The organism is Burkholderia sp. AU15512 (assembly GCF_002223325.1).
In the GTDB taxonomy this organism is placed as follows: domain Bacteria; phylum Pseudomonadota; class Gammaproteobacteria; order Burkholderiales; family Burkholderiaceae; genus Burkholderia.
The window spans coordinates 346,972-366,688 of record NZ_NKEX01000006.1 but is presented as its reverse complement, the minus strand read 5'-3'; the positions used below and the strand labels follow the sequence as shown (position 1 = coordinate 366,688).

Genomic DNA, 19,717 nt, shown 5'->3' with positions numbered 1-19,717 from the left:
CTCCCTCAAACCTTTTCGATGTCCGACTTGCCGAGCAGGCCGGTCGGGCGGAAGAGCAGGATCAGCACGAGCAGGCCGAACGCGACGACGTCCTTGTACTCGGCCGGCATGTAGCCTGCGGCGAAGGTTTCAGCGAGGCCGAGCAGCACGCCGCCGAGCATCGCGCCCGGGATGCTGCCGATCCCGCCAAGCACCGCGGCAGTGAACGCCTTGATGCCCGCGACGAAGCCGATATACGGATTCAGCTTGCCGATCGTCAGCCCGATCAGCACGCCGCCGACGGCGGCCAGCATCGCGCCGAGCACGAACGTGAACGAGATCACGCGGTTCGTGTCGATGCCGAGCAGGTTCGCCATCTTCATGTCCTCGGCGCATGCGCGGCACGCACGGCCCATCCGCGAATGCGAGATGAACAGCGTGAGCGCGATCATCAGCACGAGCGTCACGCAGACGATCATCAGGCGCGAATACGGGATGGTCACGTCGAAATCGCCGCCGAGATGGATGTCGAACGCGCCGGAGATCAGCACCGGCACGGACACGTCGCGCGCGCCCTGGCCGATCTGCACGTAGTTCTGCAGGAAGATCGACATGCCGATCGCGGAGATCAGCGGGACGAGGCGCGGGCCGCCGCGCAGCGGGCGATACGCGACGCGTTCGACCGCGAAGCCGTACAGCCCCGTGACAATCACCGACACGATCAGTGCGGCGCCGAGCACGAGCGGCAGCGGATAGCCGGCGGAGATACCGATGGCCGTGAGGGTCACGAGGCCCACGTACGCGCCGATCATGTAGATCTCGCCGTGGGCGAAGTTGATCATGCCGATGATGCCGTAGACCATCGAATAGCCGATGGCGATCAACGCATAGATCGCACCCAGCGTCAGGCCGTTGACCAGCTGCTGGGCGAATTGAGGAAAGAAGTCAGTCATGTGCGGGAAGCTCCCGTTGGCGTCGTGTCGCCTGCCGTCGCCGGATCACGGCGTGGCCGCGCGCAACGCACGGTGTCGTCTCGGGCCGCCCCATGGCCGCGCAATGGGCAGATGCGCGGCCAATACGCACCCGCCCCGTCCGGGTCTCGGACAGGGCGGCGTGCGCGGGCGGGTACTCCGTCTTACTTGGCGGCGGTCTTCGTCGCGTCCTTGTGCCACGTGTACACGACGAACTTGAACGCCTTCAGGTCGCCCTGTGCGTCATACGCGACCTTGCCGATCGGCGTGTCGAACGTCGTCTTGTGCATGTACGCGGCGACCTTGGTCGGATCGGTCGTCTTCGCTCCGGCGATCGAGTCGGCGATGATCTTCACCGCGGCGTACGACGGCATCTGGAACGGGCCGTTCGGGTCGCGCTTCTTGTCCGCGAACGCCTTCACGAGCGCCGCGTTGGCCGGATCGGCCGAGAAGTCGGCCGGCAGCGTGACGAGCATGCCTTCCGAGGCTGGGCCGGCGATCGCCGTCACGTCCTTGTTGCCCACGCCTTCAGGCCCCATGAACGTGGCCTTCACGCCCTGCTCGCGCGCCTGGCGCATCAGCAGGCCCATTTCCGGGTGGTAGCCGCCGAAGTAGACGAAGTCGACGCCTTGCGACTTCAGCTTCGTGATGATCGCCGAGTAGTCCGAATCGCCGGCGTTGATGCCTTCGAACAGGACGACCGGGATCTTCGCGGCTTCGAGGTCCTTCTTCACCGACGATGCGATGCCCTGGCCGTACGACTGCTTGTCGTGCAGGACCGCGACCTTCTTCGGCTTCACGTTGTTGATGATGTAGTGCGCGGCGGCCGGGCCTTGCTGGTCGTCACGGCCGATCGTGCGGAAGATGAAGTGGCGCTTCTTGCCTTCGGTCAGCTGCGGCGCGGTGGCCGACGGCGTGACCATCACGATGCCTTCGTTCTCGTAGATGTCGGAGGCCGGGATCGTTGAACCCGAGCACACGTGGCCGATCACGTACTTGATCTTCTGGCTGACGATCTTGTTGGCGACGGCGACGGCCTGCTTCGGTTCGCATGCGTCGTCCATCATCACGACTTCGAGCTTGTTGCCGCCCGCACCGCCTGCAGCGTTGACCTGCTCGATCGCGGTCAGCGCGCCGGCCTTCACCATGTCGCCGTATTGGGCGACCGAACCGCTCATCGGACCAGCGATGGCGATCTTCACGGTTTCCGCTTGCGCGGCGGCGGCGCCGGCGGCGAACAGCACGGCGGCGGAAATGGACGTAAGACGGGACAGCGTCATCTGGGAGCTCCTCGATGTTGTTTAGTCATACGGGCAAAGGCGGCATGACTTGCGCAATCGAACAGCACCCGGGGCGAGGACATGGGACACGCCCGAGACACATAGAAGACGGAACTCCAGCGGAATGTTGCGTAGCGGGGCCCGGCTCTTGCAGTCCCCGAAAGGGGACGTCTGGTTCGGAAAGACATCGTGATGCGTCTTGCATTGCGCAAGCGTTTCGCCTGCCCCGCTTGCCAAATCGCTTGTTCGGAGGGATGGTCCGACAGCCATTGGCAAGGCAGTCGAAATTATATGGGCGTTTTTAAATCGTCTGTCAAAAATGCCGGTCGACCGAGGGAAAACACGGAGGGTTTTGGGGGTGGTGGTGGCGATGGGGGCGCAACCGGTTGAGGGGTGGGAACGTTTGCCTGGGGTGCAATTGGGTTGCTATTAGGTGGGGCTGATTGGATGGGTGCCTTGCTGCGCTTGGCTTTTGGCGGTCTCGGATTTCGTGTGGCGCGTTTTCGGGCTGCTAAGGGTCCGATCATCGACAATCAATCGACTGATGATTGATTGGGTTGGCACCAACTTGGGGTGGTCGGTCGAAGCGGTCAATCCTACTGTTTACAAATAAAACTAAACATTTGGAAGCTCGTTGTTATTTTTATGAAATAATGCGAATTCGCTTCTGCAATCCAGCCAGCTTTCCTGTGAGTCGCATACGCCGCGCCTCGCAGCCGCTTCAGGGCCGCTCCGACGCCCGTCCGTCGCCCAGCCGCCAGCCAGTGATCTGCCGTTTTTCTTCTCATCGCATATCACCTGCTTCGGAACGCTGATGAATCACCCTTTCTGCCTCTCTTCCGCCGCCGCGCTTGCTTGTGCGTTTTCTGTTTCTGCTGTCGATGCTTCCGGGCGCGACTCGCTGACCGATCGGTCGGTGGGTGCCAATGTGTTTCGGTCGGAGCGTAGGGCTGCGGCTCGGGATGACGGGCATGCGGCACGGATGGGCCACGATCGCCTGGAATACGCTGCGCCGGCGGAGCGCAGTCCGTTCGATACGCCGGATACGCGGCCGTTGCGGGTGACGGGCGATGCGCTTGTAGCGCCGACGCCTGCGGTTGAGCACGAGCCCGATTTTGTATTGCCGTCGAACCGAGTCGCGCTCGGCGCGGGTGGCAGCGATAGTTTTGGTCGCGCGGTGCCTGGATATGAACAGCGCGCGGAGAACTGGAATGAATACCTGCGCGCTAACGGATCGCGGCCTGCTGGTAGTGGCGGTTCGTATGCGCCGCAGCGTCCGTATGATGCCCCGCGCGGTCCAAATGGCGCACCGAATCCGTTCGATCCTTCGGTGCCGCAACCGGAAACGCGGACGTTCTATGACAACGGCGCGGGGACGAAGTGCACGGCTACCGGCGGTGCGGGGACGTCGCGGTCGTCTTGTAATATCGATTGGTGAGGCGCGGGGGACGTCTGTGGTTACCCTGGACGCCGGTATGGCCACAGACCTATGCCGCGCCTCCATCGCGAAATGGACGTAACAGTCATCGTCGCCGTTACGACGGCATGCGCATTAGACATTCGCGCAAACGCTTGATCAACTCCGGGTTTCCAGTGCAATCTATGGGGCGAATGTTGTCGAGCGCCGGGACATTCGAATTTATCCACTTCTGTGCAGATTTTGGACCGGCAACCCAGTAGATCGTATACGCAAGATCAAGTTGCCCATTTAGATCCTTCGCAAGATCCTGGACCTCCGGCAAACCCTCATATTTCGCGAATAGGTCGGAGAACCCCTTCCAGCTATCGTCGCCCGCGTAGTACTGTTCAAGCCGACTCAATTCAAAACCCTCCTAAATACATTTGATTGACGCCATCCGGATTGAACTCCACCGCCGCTCGCAAGCAGCATCACTCACTTTCGAACTTTAAAAATCCCTATCCCACGCCCCGTTTTCCGCCTTCTCCGGCTCAACGAATGCCCAAATCGCATGACATCGAGTACAGCGGTAATACATTGCAGATCCTGCCGACCCTGGCCCCTCAGAATCAAAACGAGGCGGAGCAATATCCGCGAGGACTCCGCTGGTAACAGCAGTATCGCGACGTTGCGAATATTGTTGATATTCCAGGCGTGATTCGAACTGTTTGGGCGAGCCAACTGCCAGACAGTACTCGCACGCTGGAAGTAACTGCGCGATCACTCCATTGCTCCGGGCTTCACTTCCTCGTCTGAGCTTGAGTAATTGATCTCGTGGAATTTGCGCCTCAACACGAGCACTTTCGTTGCCCAGCCACACACGCAGTTGCTGCAAATCGATATCTCGATCGCGATAGCGGCGAAACATCTCCTGAATATCCTGATCCACTGACCTTTCCCTCTGAGGTATTCCTGAGGCTAGCCCACAAACTTACGGCTAATATCGTCGACTGGGCAAGGTCAGTAGTACCGGCTCAGGCTGCAGCTCAACCCCGTCCGGTCCGGTCGCTACCCACTGGCCAGCAATGGTTTTTCACATACAAAAGGCGGCGTTATCCATCGACTCGACAGCCCCTTCAAACGCGCAAATATGAATCAGCCGAATCGCTTACGATTGCAGCCGGTCCGTAAACAAGCTCAAGGCAGCTTTCGAGCCGGCTTATTCGCTTGAGTTTTTTGCCAGGCGAGCAATATTCCCGCCTCTCCACAAGCGTTGTTGATTTCGAGCAAGTCCGACTCCTTGACCGACCAGAGCCACATTTTGTTTGAGATATTTTTCAACGATCCTCGACGTGGATCAGCTCCAATCCACTCTCTCAAGGAAATATCGTTGACACGAATCCCCAGGTGCTGCTCGTTGAGAACATTCAGGGGGTAAACCATCCGGAGCTTTACACCTTCATAGCTCGCCGATCCCGGCACCCTGCCAGGGAGATCCTTCGTGAAAAGAGACGTATTTTCGAAAGGAAATATTCTTGTTAGATTTACACCACTTGAATATTTATAAGCTGCCGTCATATTTACTGCATCGTATGCGATGGCATATTTAAAACTCACACGCGCCACAGCCTCCTCCAGAAAAACCTCCACTTCTTTATTTACTTTATAAACGGAATCACTGATTTGAACATCAACAAACGAAAATCCCTCGAATTCAGGGACATTGTGACCAAATGAAATAGACAAGCCGCCACCGGCTCCTCCATCGTTACTTATCTGAAACGCGGCAGCCTCGCCGGCCAAAACTTTCACCTTCAATTCAGCAAGAGATATCTCATGATCCTCAACAAATCTCTCACCATTCCGAACGACGAATTCCAGAAACATCGCCTTGGCCGCCTCTTCGCCGAATTGACGAAACAGGTTTTCAGCCATTGACAGAGCAGAGGCGGCCTGAGTCGGATCGGTTCCGTAAATTACGATTCCAGTGTTCATCTCTTCTCAGATTCCTGATATCAAATTATCCAAGTCAGCTTTTATCGCTTGCGCATCATACGGATGCTCAAACACCAGAATATCACCTCTCGCATTCGGAGGAAGATTCTGCATCGCATCATAATTTCGCGACGTTAGCGTACGCAACTTTGCCCCCATATCAGTACGGGATGCCATTTCGATAGCGTGCACCTTACCATTGACATCTACCGCCATAATGTCGGGACGCCGTGCCGAAACGGCATTATCTGTTGCAAAATTATACGATCGATTCAGATATATTTCCTTGAATTTCCCACTCATCGCCAGTTTGTTAGCAATTACCTCTGAAAACTGGTCATGTCCCGGCGTTCCGTCCTTTTGCCCTTTACCGTATATCTTCGTTCCATTAACTTCCCGCTCGGGGCATTGCTGCAATCCGAACGGATCGACCCACTCATTCGGTTCATGAACATAACCCTGAGTCCGGAATCCACCTGCAAGTCCCAGCGGATCAACGCTCAGGTACTGTCCTGAGTCGGGGTCGTAATAGCGATGCAGGTTGTAGTGGAGGCCCGATTCCTCGTCCCACCATTGTCCCGGAAACCTCAATGTCGCATCGATCGGTACGACTTCGCCATCGTTGGCAGCGCCTCGCACCGGCAGCATTTTTCCCCAGAGCGAATGAGCGGCTCTAAAGACCGTCTTGCCACGTACGTCGAATACCGCCTTCGCACAGCCGACCTGATCCGTCAGGATAGGGTAGAGACCATCATTTGTCTCCTGTGCTAGCGGCGAGAAGCTTCCTGGCTCAATGTGCCACGTCACCACTTGTCCTGTCGTACCATCCCGCTGCTCGATCCAGCGCTCGGCCAGCATCGAACCGTCCCACAAAAACTTCACCGTTTCGCGCGCGCCGATCTGCTGCTTCTCGATCCGGCGATTGAAGGCATCGTAGCGATAGACCCAGACGCCACATTTGGGCGTCACGACCTTTATAAGACGATTGAGGCCATCCCAGGTGTATTGCCACGTCTGAGGCCGGAACCCGGGCTGATCAACCGTCTTCTCGATCGTACGGCCACGCGCGTCGTACCGATAGCGGGCATAGCCAATTCGTTCGGGCAGACCGCCCTTGCCATAATGGTGGACATCTACAGGATCCTGCCGGCCATGCGCGGCGATGTTCATCGCCGCGTCGTAACGGAAGTGCTCGGCCGGATGTAGCAGACTTTCGGCCGAGACGATCTGGCCGCGAACATCACGTCGGTATGTAAGCGTATCGGCGTCCGTATCAACACGTTCCAGTTGTCCCGCCGCGTCGTAGTGATAGACGTGCCGCGTGAGTTGCTCAAGCGCGAGTGCGGGGTCGGTTTGCAAGGAATTGAACGCTACGACAGGGCCTGCGATCTGCCGACGGATGCGGCTGAGCGAATCGTATTGCTGTTGCGTAACGAACTGCCCCGCTTGCCGGCCAATTTCGCGCCCCTGGCCGTCGCGTTGAATCGTAAGTCCACCCACTTGAGTCAACGCACCCAACGCATCGTACGCGTAAGCTGTTTCCCGTCGCGGCGTCATCCGAAGACGCCGCTGCCCATCCGCGTCGTAGACGTGCCTTAGCAGTTCGCCATGCTGATCTTCGCCGATCAGACGTCCGTTCTTGTCGTAGGCGAAGCGCGTCAGACGAGAGTGCTCACCTGCCGCCTCAGCCGATTCCAACCGTCCGCCCTTGTCGTACCGGTAAGCAAGCTTCACATCCCCGGCATCGACCTCGATGAGCCGGTCGTATGCATCGTATGCGTAATGCCACCGCCCACCATCGGGCAACGTCTTCACAAGCAGACGACCGGTTGCATCGCGCTCGTAATCTGTCGTGCGACCGCCCCAGTCGATCTCGGATACGAGACGTCCGGCCGCATCGTAACGGTACGTGTAGGTCTCACCCAATGCGTTAATGACCTTCGTCAAGCGCGTCGCATGGTCGTACTCAAATTGCGTTGTATGACCAGCCGCGTCAATCGATGCCGTGAGCAGATCAAATGGGCCGTAGGTGCGCTGAGTCGTACGCCCGATCGGATCGACCCATTCGACCGGCAGGCCCTCACTGTTATATCGCACTCGCACTTCCGAGCCATCCGGATGTGTGATCGTACTCAGCATACCTCGCGGATTGGCAGGGCCGTCGGCATACTCATAACGGGTCACATGCCCGTCGGGCGACGTTTCCTCCAGCACTCGACCCAGCACGTCAATCTTGCGCCTGAAACGCGCACCGGTCGGCAATTCGATAACGGTGAGTCGCAAACGGTCGTCGTAGTCGAAGCGGGTCTCGCGATCGCCAGCGATTATGCGGAGCAGTTCGCCATTTTGGCCATAACGATAAGTCGTCTTGATGCCATCTGGTTCAGTGCGCGCGATCAACCGCCGCAGATGATCGTATTCGAGCTGGATCTGGCCGCCGTTTGGCAAACCCGCCGCAATAAGGAGCTGTGCGTCATCGTATTCGAAGCCAATCGTGCGTCCAGAACTTTCGGTTACCGAAATCAGCTGGCCGAAATCGTCATAGTGATAATCCGTCTTGCGCCCCAGTTGATCGATCCGTGCCATCAAACGACCGAGTTCCCATTCCGAGCGCACGCAATGGCCAAGCGGATCGGTTTCGGCCGTTACAAGACCGTCATCGTTATAGTCGTAGATCCATTCGCCATCGACATCACTCACGCGTGTGCGACCGGTTTCGTAAATGAACCGCCCCGTGTGATAGCCCTGCCGTGTACCGGTCTCGACAACACGGCCCGCCGTGTCGTACCGATATCGGACATCGGTCTGATCGGTATCTCGCCATTGGGTCATCCATCCGTGTTCGTCGTACGCGTAATGGAACTGCCCAAACTGGAAGCTCGCCACATGGGTGAGCATGCCGTTCTGGTAGTCGTAGTCCACGAGTGTTCGGGAATCCCCGTCCGCATCGTGAAGAACGATCCTTTGCAGGCGACGGTCGTACCCGTGATAGGTCACCTCGAGCCGATAGCCATCGCTATGAGCCATGCCGCTCAAACGGCCAGTAGAGTCGTAAGAAAGAACGATCGCGTTACCGTCGAGGTCCTCGATCCGCTCGAGGCGAGAAGAACTGCCGTAGACGAGAGGCGAGAAAATACGCAGTTGCCGCGTATCGCGATCGAAGATACGCGGCTCGAGCCGGCTGCCGACCAGCCGATAACGTGGCTCGCGCAGATTGATGCCGTTGAGCGCCATATCCGGCGCGTCAAAGCCGATCACAAGACCTGCACCGTCGTGAAATCGCACGAAGCGACCGTCGGCGAACGTCAATTGCTGCGACCAGTTATCCGACCAGCGGTGACCGAGCAATCCATGGTCGTCCGATCGAGTCCGATAGCGTCGTTTGAACTCAAGGGGCAAGATTCCGGGAATGGCAAGATCGGTACGAATCTCCAGCATTTCTCCGGATACCGGATCAACCGGATCCTTGCACTTCGGTCGATTCTCGTCCTTGACGCCGCTCTGTTCGGCGGATCGGGTGGGCTCGGGCCTGAATCTATCGCGCAACCCCTTGCCGGCGAATTTTCCGACACCGCCGCCGACTATCCCCCCGAGCAAACCCGCCAGGAATTCCTGAGTCGCGGACAACTCCGGGTTCTTCGGGCCGTAGTGTCCGGTCGTCTTGTCGATCCAGATGCTGTTACGCCCCGAATTGACTTTGCCGCTACAGTGCGTTTCGTGGCCGATCCGCACCAGCGGCAGGCCGTTGACGAACACGGTTTTGCTGCCGTCAACGAGTGGCTGCGGCACGCCGGAATGATGCTCGCAACTCACCAGGTCCGTGACGCGCGCCACCTTTTTACCTTCAAAATACACGTTGCCCGAGCCGGTAACGATCTCGCCACAGTTGCTGCCCATGCTTTGGCTGGCCGACGCAAGCGCACCGCCCAGCGTCAGGCCGCCCGCCATGCACGCGCCGACGATCAATGCCCCGGCGAGTCCGCCTGTCGCCACGGTCGCCGCCACCGCCACACCAATCGCGACCCCTACGGCAATGCCGGCGAGGATCCCCATAAATCCTGACGAGTGCGCGATCCGATCGCCGATACACGCGGGATGCGGATCGCCACGGCCGATCGTGAGGCCCAGTGCGTCACCGACCTGCGTGAATTCCTTCGAGAGCCATCCCGTCACACCGACTTTGTCGAGCGCCCACGCTCCACCGACAGCAATCGCCAGCGGCAGCATCACCGTACCGGCCGCGACCGCCCCCGCACCTAAAGCCGCTCCGCCGGTTGCGCCACCCGCCAACGCCGTACCCGCCGCACTCAACCCGGCTGCCGTCCCCTCAAGCGTGGTCAGGCCCGCGTCGGCACCGAGCATCCCGTAGTTGAGGTTCTCGTAAAACGGTTGCTCGGCCGCTTTGGCGGCGTCACCGTCCTCCAGCTTGGCGATCCGGTCGAGACGCTCCTGTGCGCTGCCGCTCGGCTCGTTGAAATTTGGCGTGTCCGACATTGCGGCCTCAGATCGGATCGCGCAGCTGAAGGCTCTGAATCACTGCCCGGATTTGTTCGCGCTGGGTGTCGCTCAACGTACCGGGAGCAGTGAAGGTCAGCATCAGGACGACCGGTCCGTACTCCACCATCGTCAGCCGCTGGTGAATCAGCGCCTGATTGTTCGTCCACGTAAACTCGTGCACGTGCGCGGCGCGCCCGGACACCGTAGCGTCTTCATTTGCGACCTCGGAATAATCCGGCACCTGCTTCGCCACCTTCCGGATTTCGCTTGTCACATACTCGGCAAACTTCATTCCCCATGGCAGCCGCTCGCGCGTGATCACGAAACTCACGCCCTCCGTGCCGGCCGCCGCCGACACGAATACGTTCATCGTCTTGTCCTGCCACTCCACGGGCAGCGCCAACGTGCCTTCCTGCATCTGGTACATGCTTTGTGATCCTGATTATTGTTAGCCGTTCTTCGGATTGATGTCGGTTCGGGACGCCTGGATATTGATGTTGCTGTCATCGAGGTGAATCACCGAATCGCCCTTGTAGATGTCGATCGAGCCAGCCGTCATGTGGATCCGCGTGCCGCCCTCGCCACCGATCTTGATCCAGAGTTCCTTGGCTTCGATTGTATGCACACCCTGCGGAGTCTTATGCAGCGTATTGCCCTGCACGACAACGTCTGACAGGTTGCCAACCGCGACGGCCGTCGTATGGTTGCCCTTCCCCACCTCGACAGTCCGGTCGCCTTTGAGAACCTGTGTCCACTGCGCGTCCTCGACGACGGTATGCATGTCCTTCTGCGCGTGCATGTAGAGCATCTGCGCACCGTTCACGTCGCTCATCAAGAGTTCGTTCGACCCCTGCCCCTTGTGCGTCTGGCTCTTGATCCCCATCGTCTGGCCGGCCGCCCCGTGATACGGGTTGCCCTGCTCGCCATTGAACACGCGACCGACGATCACCGGGTTATCCGGGTCCCCCTGGTTGAACGCGACCAGCACTTCCTGCTTGATCCGCGGAATCGCGGCCGCGCCCCAACCGTCGCCTGCCCACGGCTGCGACACGCGTATCCACATCGAATCGGAGCCATCCTTCTTGCCGCGCCGGTCCCACGGGAAGTGCACCTTCACGGCGCTGCCGTTGGTGTAGATTTCCTCGCCCTTCGGACCGACGACGATCGCCGACTGCGTGCCGTGAATCACCGGCTTCGGCGTGCCGCGCGGCGCCCGGTACGGCACCTTCTTCGGCAGCAGCGCGAAGCTGTTGCGGTACGGCAGCTTCGCGCTGTGCTGCGTGTAGTCGTTCACCGCCTCGTGACGCACGTGCAGGATCACGTATTCCTGGTTGTTCTCGAGCACCGGGTGATTCGCCACGGTGACGGCGCCCGCCGTGGTCATGCGCCACGCGTAGCCGCCGCCGGTATAGCGATGAGCCTGCGCCTCCTCGGCCTCCATCGCGAAACGCGCGTAGCGGTTGCCGTCGTCGCCGTGGTCGTACAGCGACTGGTGCTCGAACCGCTCGGTCGCGTCGAGCCGCGCGTGCTTGAGGTTCTGCGGCCCGGCCTCCACCAGCATCAGCGGCGACGACGGATTCTGGTGGTTGAAGTCGCGGAACGTGACCTTGCCCACGCCGAAGCGCCGGCCTTCGTGCAGTTGGTCGATGCCGCTGTCCTCGCTCGCCTCGGTGGCCGCGAACGGCACCGTCGCGAGCCCGTCGATCGGGCGGAACAGCAGGTTCGAATCGCCGATCACCAGGATGTGCTTGTCCTTCTCGTAGCGGTGCGTCCAGACCAGCCCCTCCTGCTCCATCAGCCGCGCGCAGAAGTTGTAGTAGCTCTCCTGGTACATCACGACGTACTCGAGCGGCTTCTGGCTCGTCCGGATATCGAACACGAAGTCGGAGAAGCCGTGCTCCTGGAAAATCTCGGTGAGGATGTCCTGCGCGGTCTTGTTCTGGAAGATCCGGCAGTCGGTGGAGCGCGTCAGGAACCAGAACCACGGCACCGCCGTCAGGTGATATTGCGTGACGTTGCCGGGGTTGCCGGCGCGGTCGAACGACGCGACGTAGCCGTCGAAGTAACGATCGTTGTCGGCGGCGCCCGATGCGACGACGCGTTCGAGCGTCGACAGGCGCGCCTGCTGGTCGAACCGGATCTTGACCTGCTGGCCGATCAGATCCTCGGGGCGCAGGTCGTGGCGATGCGACAGCAGGTCGAGGTGGATCTCCGGCAACCGGTTCACGTGCTCGTCGACGACGGCGGCGCTGACCAGCAGCACGTCCGGGCCGAGCGGCGTATCGAGCGTCACGTAGCGGTTGAGCTGGGTCAGGCGCGCGGGGTTGGCGGCGCCGTTGATCGCCTCGGCGACCGCGCCGGGCGTCTTGTCCATCAGCGAGAAGCCGGTCTGCGCGAGCTGCATCGCGCGCTGGACGGTGTCGACGTGCCCGGCCAGGCCCGCGAGCGGCCCAAGGCTGCCGGCGACACTCGACGCAACCGGGCCGGCGAGACCGCCGAGCGCGCTCAACGAGCCGAGCGCACTACCGCCCATTCCAGTGGGAATACCCCCGTTCGGAGCGAAACTCATGCTTGTTCCTTCTTGTGTTCTCAGGTTCCTGGTGCCGGCTGACCGGCCCGAAGCCCCGATAATGTAGGACAAAATCCCCACGCGTGAAAGACACCTGCAAACGTTTCCGTTCGGGCCCCCGATAGCCCGGAAACAGGCCGGCGGCCGGGCCGCCCGGACGCGGCGCCCATGCCGAATCACCGCGCCAGCACGCGCGGAACGGGACACAATCTGCATGAAACGTGTGACAGATCCGTACGGGGCGAAGCATCGCCCCAGTCACGATGAAATAGTGCGAGCGCTCGGGAAGGAAACGCGCGCTGGCAGGCGCTGCCGTGCCGCTACACGCTGCCGGTCGTCGCATCCGATCGCATGCCTTCCGTAGCCTTCAAATGCCTTTCTCGCCGTGCGCGGAAACCGCCCCGGTCACCGCGGCGACACCACGATCGCCGCCCGCCGGTTCTGCGCCCTTCCTCCCGGCGTCTTGTTGTCCCCGACCGGATCGCTCTTCCCTTTCCCGACGACCGCGATGCGCTTCGCATCGAGCCCCACGTCGATCAGTTCAAGCGCGACGACCTCGGCCCGCCGCCTGGACAACTCGAAGTCATACTCGTCCACGCCTTCCTGGTCCGAATATCCATAGACCCGTACCCCGTTGATCCCGGCCGAGCGGAGCGTGCGACCGATCCGTTCGACGATCCGCCGCACATCGGGCTTGAGGTTGTAGCGATCGAAATCGAACAGGATCGGCCCGGTCGAGCCGAACTCGAAACCCTGCTGGGTTTCCTGGAAGCCGGCCGACTTGAGCGCGGTGACCTGCGTCTGCGTCAATCCACGATGAAGCGGCGGTGGCGTCTTGCAGCCTCCCAGCAGCATGCACCAGAGCAGCGCGCTGCCGACGCACATGCGCCCAAGCCCAACCGGAAACGTGTTGTTCATCATTGACCCCTTCGATTGCACCCGCGTCGCGAGCGCGCTTTCCACCCACTGCCGCGGCCTCGCCCGCAGCGTGAAACGATGAACCTCAAGCCGCCCCCGCGACTCCTTCCGCCAGTTGCCACGAGCCTGGCCGGGCGCGCTTGGCGCGGTACATCGCAGCATCCGCCGCCCGCAGCAAGCCGCTCGCATCCGACGCGTGATCGGGATACAGCGCAACACCGGCACTCATCATGGTGGCCACCACGCGGCCGTCGGACAGCTCGATCGACGGCGCCATGCCGGACAGGATTTCGTCAGCAATACGACATACGCTACCCGCTTCGCGCACGGCCGGCAGCATGACCGCGAATTCGTCGCCGCCCAGGCGCGCGACCAGATCGGCCTCGCGCACCTGCGTGCGCAGGCGTGACGCGATGCCGATCAGCACCGCGTCGCCGGCTTCGTGGCCGAGGCAGTCGTTGATTTCCTTGAAGCGGTCGCAATCGAGATACAGGATCGCGACCCGCTGCCCCGTCACCCCGGCTTCGCCGAGGGCGAGTGCGAGACGCGACTCGAACTGCACGCGGTTGGGCAGCCCCGTGAGCGCATCGTGCGTCGCCTTGTGTTCGAGCGACGCGTTCTCGTCGCGCAGCGTGTTCTGCCAGTCTTCGAATTCGTCGAGCAGCGCATTGAAGTCGTCGCCGAGCTGGTTGAGTTCGGCAATCGATGCGGGCTCGACGCGCTGCGCGAACGCACGTTCGCGCCGCACCGCGTGGGCGACGCCCGCCAGCGCGCGCAACGGCGAAACGATGCTGCGCAGCAGGCGCTGCGAGCTGATATACGCACCGATCACGCTGACGGCCAGGCACCCGAGAATGCCGCCCACGCCGCCGAGCAGGAATCCGAAGAACTGATGGCCACGGCCGCGCACGACGACGTGACCGACGACGATGCCGTCGTGCACCACCGGCGCGGTCACGGGCCCCGGCAACGCGAGGTCGGCGACGACGCGCTCGAGCCGCGCGATCCCGCTGCCGGCAGGCAACTGCCACGTTGCGAACGGTTGGCCCTGGCTATCCGTGACCACCACCTGCGCGACATCCTCGTCGCCGGCGATCATCCCGATCGCCTCGGCCGCCGCGACGCGGTCGCCGAACACGAGCGCGGCCTCCACCGTATAACCGAGCGAGCGCGCCAGCAGGTTCAGGTTGTTGCCGGCATACGCACGCAATGCAATCACGGCCACCACGATCAACGACACGGCCGCCATCGTGACGGCGACGAACGCGAGGCGCAGGTGCGCGCGACGCAGCACGCTTTGCAGCGTCGGGCGCGGCACGCGCGACAGCGAGACCGGTGGGATGGGTCGTGTCATGGCGCCCCCGGCCGCCGTGCGAGATTGAGCACGTTCGGATGCACGCGCACGCCGCTGCGTGCGACCGCGTCGAGATTGATGTCGAACGACACGCGTTCGCCGTCGACGTTGAGACAGAACATGCCGCCCGCCGTGCAGGACGGATCGTGTTCCGAAATCGTCAGCACCGGATGGCCGGCTACCGCCGCCCTCACGCGCGCCCGCTCATCCGCGCCCAGGTTGCCGAGATAGACGATGTCGCAGGCCATGCCGAGCGCGGGATCGTCGAAACGCACACGCTGCACGTCAAGCAGCGTCGAGCCGGCCTGCAGCGTGTCGGTCAGGCCGCGCGCATAGTCGGGCCGGCCCGTGACGCACAGATGCAGGCGCACGGGTGTCGTCGGCCAGCGGGTGAAACTGACGATGCCCAGCACGACCTGACGCACGGCCGTGTCGTGTGTCGCATCAGCCGGATTGGCGGGATCCGTGGGGCTTGCAGCCGCCACGATGCGCACCGTGTCGGCCGGATCGGGCGCCTCGGCGGAAGCCCCGGCAAGCACGGCCTGTGCGGCCCCCAGAACGCAAACGATTGCGACCAGCGCGTGGCGCAGCGGAGCGGTTCGACCCGAGCAGCCGGGCACCGTTCGCGCGGCGATTGCCGCCGCGTCCGCTGGCGTCGCTGCAGTCGCGAGACTGGCAGCCGACGCGCACACTTTCGCATCCATGATGGCAACATCCGCTGGCGTCGCTCCGGCGCTGCCTCCCGCCTCCCTCCATGCGCGTGCAGGCACCGAATTACGCGCATGATGGCTTCATCTTAGGTAAAAATTCGCATCACCAACCAGTGGGAAACACCCGCGAGAAGCGGGGGAACGTATGCGGAATCGGCGCTTGCGCGCGACGATGCGGGCGAACGCGTTCGCCGACGTCGATCGGGTGCGACGTCGGCGAATTGATCAGCGGATTGGCGGCCGATGCAGGGCAAACTTCATACGTACGGTCACGCTACGCCACCACCGACAAATCGAAAGGCGTCTCCCGCAACCGCTTCCCCGTCAGCCGGAATACCGCGTTCGCGATCGCCGGCGTCACCGCCGGGCTCGACAGCTCGCCGACACCCCCCGGCTTCGCCGGATCGCCCTGCACGATGTGAATGTCGGTATCGGGCATGTCGCTCATCCGCATCACGCGATACGTATCGAAGTTCGACTGCTGCACGCGGCCGTGCCGGAAATCGATGCGATCGGACGTCGCATGGCCGAGCCCCCACATCAGGCCGCCGTACAGTTGCTCGTCGACGCCGGCCGGCGACACCGCGATCCCGCAATCGGCGACGCACGTCAGCTTCTCCACGCGCACCGCGCCGTCCTTGCGCACGACCCGCGCGACCACCGCGACATAGCTGTCGTACGCCTGGTTCGTCGCGATGCCGAGTGCGACACCGTCCGGCAGCGGCTGGCCCCACCCCGCTCGTTGCGCCGCTTCACGCAGCACGGCCGCATGACGCGGCCGGTCGCGCATATGCGCGAGCCGGAACTCGACCGGGTCGCGCTTCGCCGCGTGCGCGGCCTCGTCCATCATCGATTCGACCGCGAACACGTTCGGGATGTAGCTCACCGCGCGGAACCAGCCGGTCGGCACGCCCGTCTCCATCCGGATCCAGCCGATGTCGCGATGCGGCGCCGCATACGCGAACTCCCATTTCGTGATCGCCTCGGTCGTGCTGAAATCCATCCGGTCGGTGCGCTCGAGATAGCCGGGCTCCCACTGCTGCGGCGATGCGGGCATCACGGCGCGCAGCCACAGCGACGCGAGATTGCCCTGCGCATCGAGCACCGCGCGCGCACGGTGGTAGCTTGCCGCGTGATAGAACAGCGCACGCATCTCGTCCTCGCGGCTGTTCATCAGCTTCACGGGCTTGCCGGTCTTCACCGCGAGCCACGTCGCCTCGAACAGCCAGTACTTCGATTCGCGCGCGCCGAAGCTGCCGCCCGACACGAGCTCATGCAGCGTCACCCGATGCGAAGGAATGCCGCCGATCACCTCCGCCGCTTCCATTGCGGTCGACGGCACCTGCAGCCCGCCCCAGTATTCGATGCCGCCATTGCGGGCCCACACGGTGAGGTTGATCGGCTCCAGCGGATTCGCGGCCTTGTGCGGCATCGCATACGACGCCTCGATCGTGCGCGCGCCGGCCGCATGGGCCTTCGCCGGGTCGCCGTCGGCGATCGTCGGCACGACGCGCGCGGCCGGATCGTCGAGCCACGCGGTCTGGCGTGCGGCGAGCGTACTGCTGTCGAAGGTTTCGAACAGGCTGTCCTCCCATTCGATCGTCAGCGCGGCCTGCCCTTGATGCGCGGACCAGTAGTCGTCCGCGAGCACCGCGACGCCGGCCTGGTTGCCGCCGAGCACGTCGGGGCGCGGCGGAATCTGCAGCACGTCGCGCACGCCGGGAATCGCGAGCGCGGCCTTTGCATCGACGCTGCGCACGCGGCCGTCGATCACCGGCGCACGCGTGACGACCGCGACCAGCATCCCCGGCAGCGACACGTCGATGCCGTACGGAAACGAGCCGTCGGCCTTCTGCGCGGCGCCGCGCTTCTTGCGCAGCTTGCCGATATAGCGGAACTGCGCAGGCTCTTTCAGCGCGACCTGCTTCGGCCCCGGCAATTGCGCGGCCGCCTGCGCGAGCGAGCCGTACGTCGCGCGGCGGCCGCTCGACGCATGCAGCACCGCGCCGTCTGCCGTCGTACACGTAGGAGCGGGCACGCCCCATTGATGCGCCGCCGCTTCGACGAGCATCGCACGCGCGGTCGCGCCCGCTCGACGCAGCCGGTCGTACTCCATCGCGACACTCGTGCTGCCGCCGGTCGAGAACACTTTCCACAGCGGATGCAGGTAGTCGGCGAAGAACGGATCTTCCGGCGTGATCACGTCGACCCGGAACGGATCGACGTCGAGCTCCTCGGCCACCACCGCCGCGAGCGCGGTGCGCGTGCCGGTGCCCGAATCGTGCTTGTGCACGACGAGCTTGATCGTGTCGTCGGGCAGCACGCGCACCCACGCGTTCGGTTCGAATTCGCCGGCGGCCGGATGCGGATCGCCGCTCGCGTGCTTGCCTGCGGCCGCCGCGTCGGGCATCCGGAAGCCGATCGCAATGCCGGCGGCCAGCAGCGCCGAACCCTGCTTGAGAAAACGCCGGCGCGGCGTGCCGTCGCCATGCGGTGCATCCGGTGCGTGATCGTCGCGCATGTCACGCCTCCTTCGCGGGTTCGGCCGCGGCCGTCAGCGACGGATCGCCGGACGCCGCACGCTTGATCGCGCGGTGAATGCGCGCATACGTGCCGCAGCGGCAGAGGTTGCCCGACATCGCCTGCACGATCGTGTCGTCGTCCACCGGCTGGCCGCCCTTCAACAGCGCGGCCGCCTGCATCAGCTGCCCCGGCTGGCAATAGCCGCATTGCGGCACGTCCTCGGCGACCCACGCGAGTTGCAGCGGATGCCGCCCGTCCGGCGACAACCCCTCGATCGTCGTCACGTGCCGCCCGTGCGCGGCGACGGCCGGAATCAGGCATGCGCGCGCGGCCTGCCCGTCGAGATGCACGGTGCACGCGCCGCACAGGCCCTTGCCGCAGCCGAACTTCGTGCCGGTGAGCTTGAGCCGGTCGCGCAGCACCCACAGCAACGGCATATCCCCCGGTACATTCTCGAGCGAATGGCGTGTATCGTTCACGACGATGTCGATCATGCGCGGTCTCCTGATTCGCATTCCTAGGTCGGCCCGCGCCCATCGCGCGGTTCCGGAGCATTATCGAAACGCGATGCACGGCTACGCCAGCGATCATTTCGTCGAATCCCTGTCAGTCGGACTAACAGATGCTCAAGCGATACCCTTCGATCCAGTCGATGCAGGCGTTTCTGCACGCCGCGCGGGTCGGCAGCTTTTCCAGCGCGGCACGCCAGCTGGCGCTCACGCACAGTGCGATCAGCCAGCAGATTCGCTCGCTCGAGGAATTCATCGGCCAGCCGCTGTTCGCCCGCGCCGGCGGCCGCGTGATGCTGACCGATGCCGGCACGCTGTTCGCGAACCAGTTGTCGGACGGGCTCGAGCAGATCGATCGCGCGCTGTCGTCGGTGAAGGGGCGCACGACCGGGCCGTCACTCCGGCTCGACGTCGATCCCGAGTTGATGCAGGGCTGGCTGCCCGCGCGGCTGCCAGCATTGATGCGCACGCTCGACGGCACGACGCTGACGGTGCTGTCGGCGCCGCGCCATGATCGCGATGCATTCGACCATGTCGATGTCGCGCTGCGCTATGGCTACGGGGAATGGGAAGGCGTGGACAGCGCGCTGGTCTGCCCCGACCGGCTGACCGCGATGGCCGCGCCCGCGCTGCTCGAACGTTACGGGCTGACCGCGCCGCTCACGCCCGAACAGGTATTGGAACTGCCGCTGCTCGGCTATACGAAGCGGTCGTGGATTCCGTGGCTCGAGGCGGCGGGGCTCGAACCGGTCGAACCGGACACGATCGCCGTGTTCGACAACGCGGCGGGGCTCGTCGCGACGCTCGCGTCCGGGCTCGGCGCCGGGCTGGTGCGCGGGCTGCTCGCCGCCGATGCGCGCCGCGACGGCCGGCTCGTCGAACTCTGCACGATCGCGATTCCGACGCACTACAACCTGCATGCGATCTGGCCGCGCGAACGCCATGCGCGCGTGAAGCCGCTGATCGACGCGATCGGCGCGCTCGTCGCGCAATCGCTCGCGCGCTGATACGCG

At 63.0% G+C, this 19,717-nt stretch carries 14 protein-coding genes; 2 read left to right on the top strand and 12 right to left on the bottom strand.

Features of this window, described 5'->3' with window-relative positions; translation table 11 throughout:
- Positions 1-5: 5 nt before the first annotated feature.
- Together livH and CFB43_RS20950 are read right to left on the bottom strand one after the other, a co-directional pair.
- A complete protein-coding gene (livH, locus tag CFB43_RS20955; protein WP_041493199.1) occupies positions 6-932 on the bottom strand; it encodes a high-affinity branched-chain amino acid ABC transporter permease LivH in 927 nt (308 codons plus the stop codon).
- 182 nt (positions 933-1,114) lie between these two features.
- A complete protein-coding gene (locus tag CFB43_RS20950; RefSeq protein WP_089426904.1) occupies positions 1,115-2,230 on the bottom strand; it encodes a branched-chain amino acid ABC transporter substrate-binding protein in 1,116 nt (371 codons plus the stop codon).
- A gap of 814 nt (positions 2,231-3,044) precedes the next feature.
- On the opposite strand from CFB43_RS20950, the gene CFB43_RS20945 reads away from it, so the two are divergent.
- Entirely contained in the window at positions 3,045-3,668 is a 624-nt protein-coding gene (locus CFB43_RS20945) for a hypothetical protein (RefSeq protein WP_089496402.1), read from the top strand.
- A gap of 469 nt (positions 3,669-4,137) precedes the next feature.
- Here the strand turns inward: CFB43_RS20945 and CFB43_RS20935 are convergent, their stop codons facing one another.
- The 10 genes from CFB43_RS20935 to CFB43_RS20895 form a co-directional block, all read right to left on the bottom strand.
- On the bottom strand, positions 4,138-4,578 hold the full coding sequence (locus tag CFB43_RS20935) for a hypothetical protein (RefSeq protein ID WP_256990099.1): 441 nt from the start codon (positions 4,576-4,578) through the stop codon (positions 4,138-4,140).
- 248 nt (positions 4,579-4,826) lie between these two features.
- The gene (locus tag CFB43_RS37860) at positions 4,827-5,624 is read right to left on the bottom strand and encodes a hypothetical protein (RefSeq protein ID WP_144023084.1); all 798 of its coding nucleotides are present in this window, start codon (positions 5,622-5,624) and stop codon (positions 4,827-4,829) included.
- A 6-nt stretch (positions 5,625-5,630) separates the two neighbouring features.
- Positions 5,631-10,118 carry a DUF6531 domain-containing protein gene (locus CFB43_RS20930; RefSeq protein ID WP_144023083.1) on the bottom strand — a complete coding sequence of 1,496 codons (4,488 nt, stop codon included), beginning with the start codon at positions 10,116-10,118 and terminating at the stop codon, positions 5,631-5,633.
- A 7-nt stretch (positions 10,119-10,125) separates the two neighbouring features.
- Positions 10,126-10,548 carry a DcrB-related protein gene (locus CFB43_RS20925; protein ID WP_089458709.1) on the bottom strand — a complete coding sequence of 141 codons (423 nt, stop codon included), beginning with the start codon at positions 10,546-10,548 and terminating at the stop codon, positions 10,126-10,128.
- Between the two features lie 21 nt (positions 10,549-10,569).
- Positions 10,570-12,690, bottom strand: coding sequence for a type VI secretion system Vgr family protein (locus CFB43_RS20920; RefSeq protein ID WP_089496400.1), 2,121 nt, complete (start codon positions 12,688-12,690; stop codon positions 10,570-10,572).
- A 405-nt stretch (positions 12,691-13,095) separates the two neighbouring features.
- On the bottom strand, positions 13,096-13,608 hold the full coding sequence (locus CFB43_RS20915) for an OmpA family protein (protein ID WP_089498090.1): 513 nt from the start codon (positions 13,606-13,608) through the stop codon (positions 13,096-13,098).
- 85 nt (positions 13,609-13,693) lie between these two features.
- Positions 13,694-14,962, bottom strand: a complete 1,269-nt coding sequence (locus tag CFB43_RS20910; RefSeq protein WP_089496399.1) for a diguanylate cyclase domain-containing protein — start codon at positions 14,960-14,962, stop codon at positions 13,694-13,696.
- A complete protein-coding gene (locus CFB43_RS20905) occupies positions 14,959-15,666 on the bottom strand; it encodes a YfiR family protein (RefSeq protein WP_089496398.1) in 708 nt (235 codons plus the stop codon). The genes CFB43_RS20910 and CFB43_RS20905 overlap by 4 nt, the downstream gene beginning before the upstream one ends.
- Positions 15,667-15,946: 280 nt before the next feature.
- Complete coding sequence (locus CFB43_RS20900) at positions 15,947-18,193, bottom strand: xanthine dehydrogenase family protein molybdopterin-binding subunit (RefSeq protein ID WP_089496397.1); 2,247 nt, start codon at positions 18,191-18,193, stop codon at positions 15,947-15,949.
- A 1-nt stretch (position 18,194) separates the two neighbouring features.
- Positions 18,195-18,689 carry a (2Fe-2S)-binding protein gene (locus tag CFB43_RS20895; RefSeq protein ID WP_089496396.1) on the bottom strand — a complete coding sequence of 165 codons (495 nt, stop codon included), beginning with the start codon at positions 18,687-18,689 and terminating at the stop codon, positions 18,195-18,197.
- Between the two features lie 128 nt (positions 18,690-18,817).
- Here CFB43_RS20895 and CFB43_RS20890 point away from each other — a divergent pair, with 128 nt between their 5' ends.
- Positions 18,818-19,711 carry a LysR substrate-binding domain-containing protein gene (locus CFB43_RS20890; protein WP_089441836.1) on the top strand — a complete coding sequence of 298 codons (894 nt, stop codon included), beginning with the start codon at positions 18,818-18,820 and terminating at the stop codon, positions 19,709-19,711.
- The last annotated feature ends 6 nt before the right edge of the window (positions 19,712-19,717 follow it).

Coding starts and splice junctions, on each gene's coding strand:
- CFB43_RS20900 (WP_089496397.1), bottom strand. CDS start 18,193: ATGCGCGACGATCACGCACCGGATGCACCGCATGGCGACGGCACGCCG.
- CFB43_RS20915 (WP_089498090.1), bottom strand. CDS start 13,608: ATGAACAACACGTTTCCGGTTGGGCTTGGGCGCATGTGCGTCGGCAGC.
- CFB43_RS20925 (WP_089458709.1), bottom strand. CDS start 10,548: ATGTACCAGATGCAGGAAGGCACGTTGGCGCTGCCCGTGGAGTGGCAG.
- CFB43_RS20895 (WP_089496396.1), bottom strand. CDS start 18,689: ATGATCGACATCGTCGTGAACGATACACGCCATTCGCTCGAGAATGTA.
- CFB43_RS20930 (WP_144023083.1), bottom strand. CDS start 10,118: ATGTCGGACACGCCAAATTTCAACGAGCCGAGCGGCAGCGCACAGGAG.
- CFB43_RS20945 (WP_089496402.1), top strand. CDS start 3,045: ATGAATCACCCTTTCTGCCTCTCTTCCGCCGCCGCGCTTGCTTGTGCG.
- CFB43_RS20905 (WP_089496398.1), bottom strand. CDS start 15,666: ATGGATGCGAAAGTGTGCGCGTCGGCTGCCAGTCTCGCGACTGCAGCG.
- CFB43_RS37860 (WP_144023084.1), bottom strand. CDS start 5,624: ATGAACACTGGAATCGTAATTTACGGAACCGATCCGACTCAGGCCGCC.
- CFB43_RS20920 (WP_089496400.1), bottom strand. CDS start 12,690: ATGAGTTTCGCTCCGAACGGGGGTATTCCCACTGGAATGGGCGGTAGT.
- CFB43_RS20950 (WP_089426904.1), bottom strand. CDS start 2,230: ATGACGCTGTCCCGTCTTACGTCCATTTCCGCCGCCGTGCTGTTCGCC.
- livH (WP_041493199.1), bottom strand. CDS start 932: ATGACTGACTTCTTTCCTCAATTCGCCCAGCAGCTGGTCAACGGCCTG.
- CFB43_RS20890 (WP_089441836.1), top strand. CDS start 18,818: ATGCTCAAGCGATACCCTTCGATCCAGTCGATGCAGGCGTTTCTGCAC.
- CFB43_RS20910 (WP_089496399.1), bottom strand. CDS start 14,962: ATGACACGACCCATCCCACCGGTCTCGCTGTCGCGCGTGCCGCGCCCG.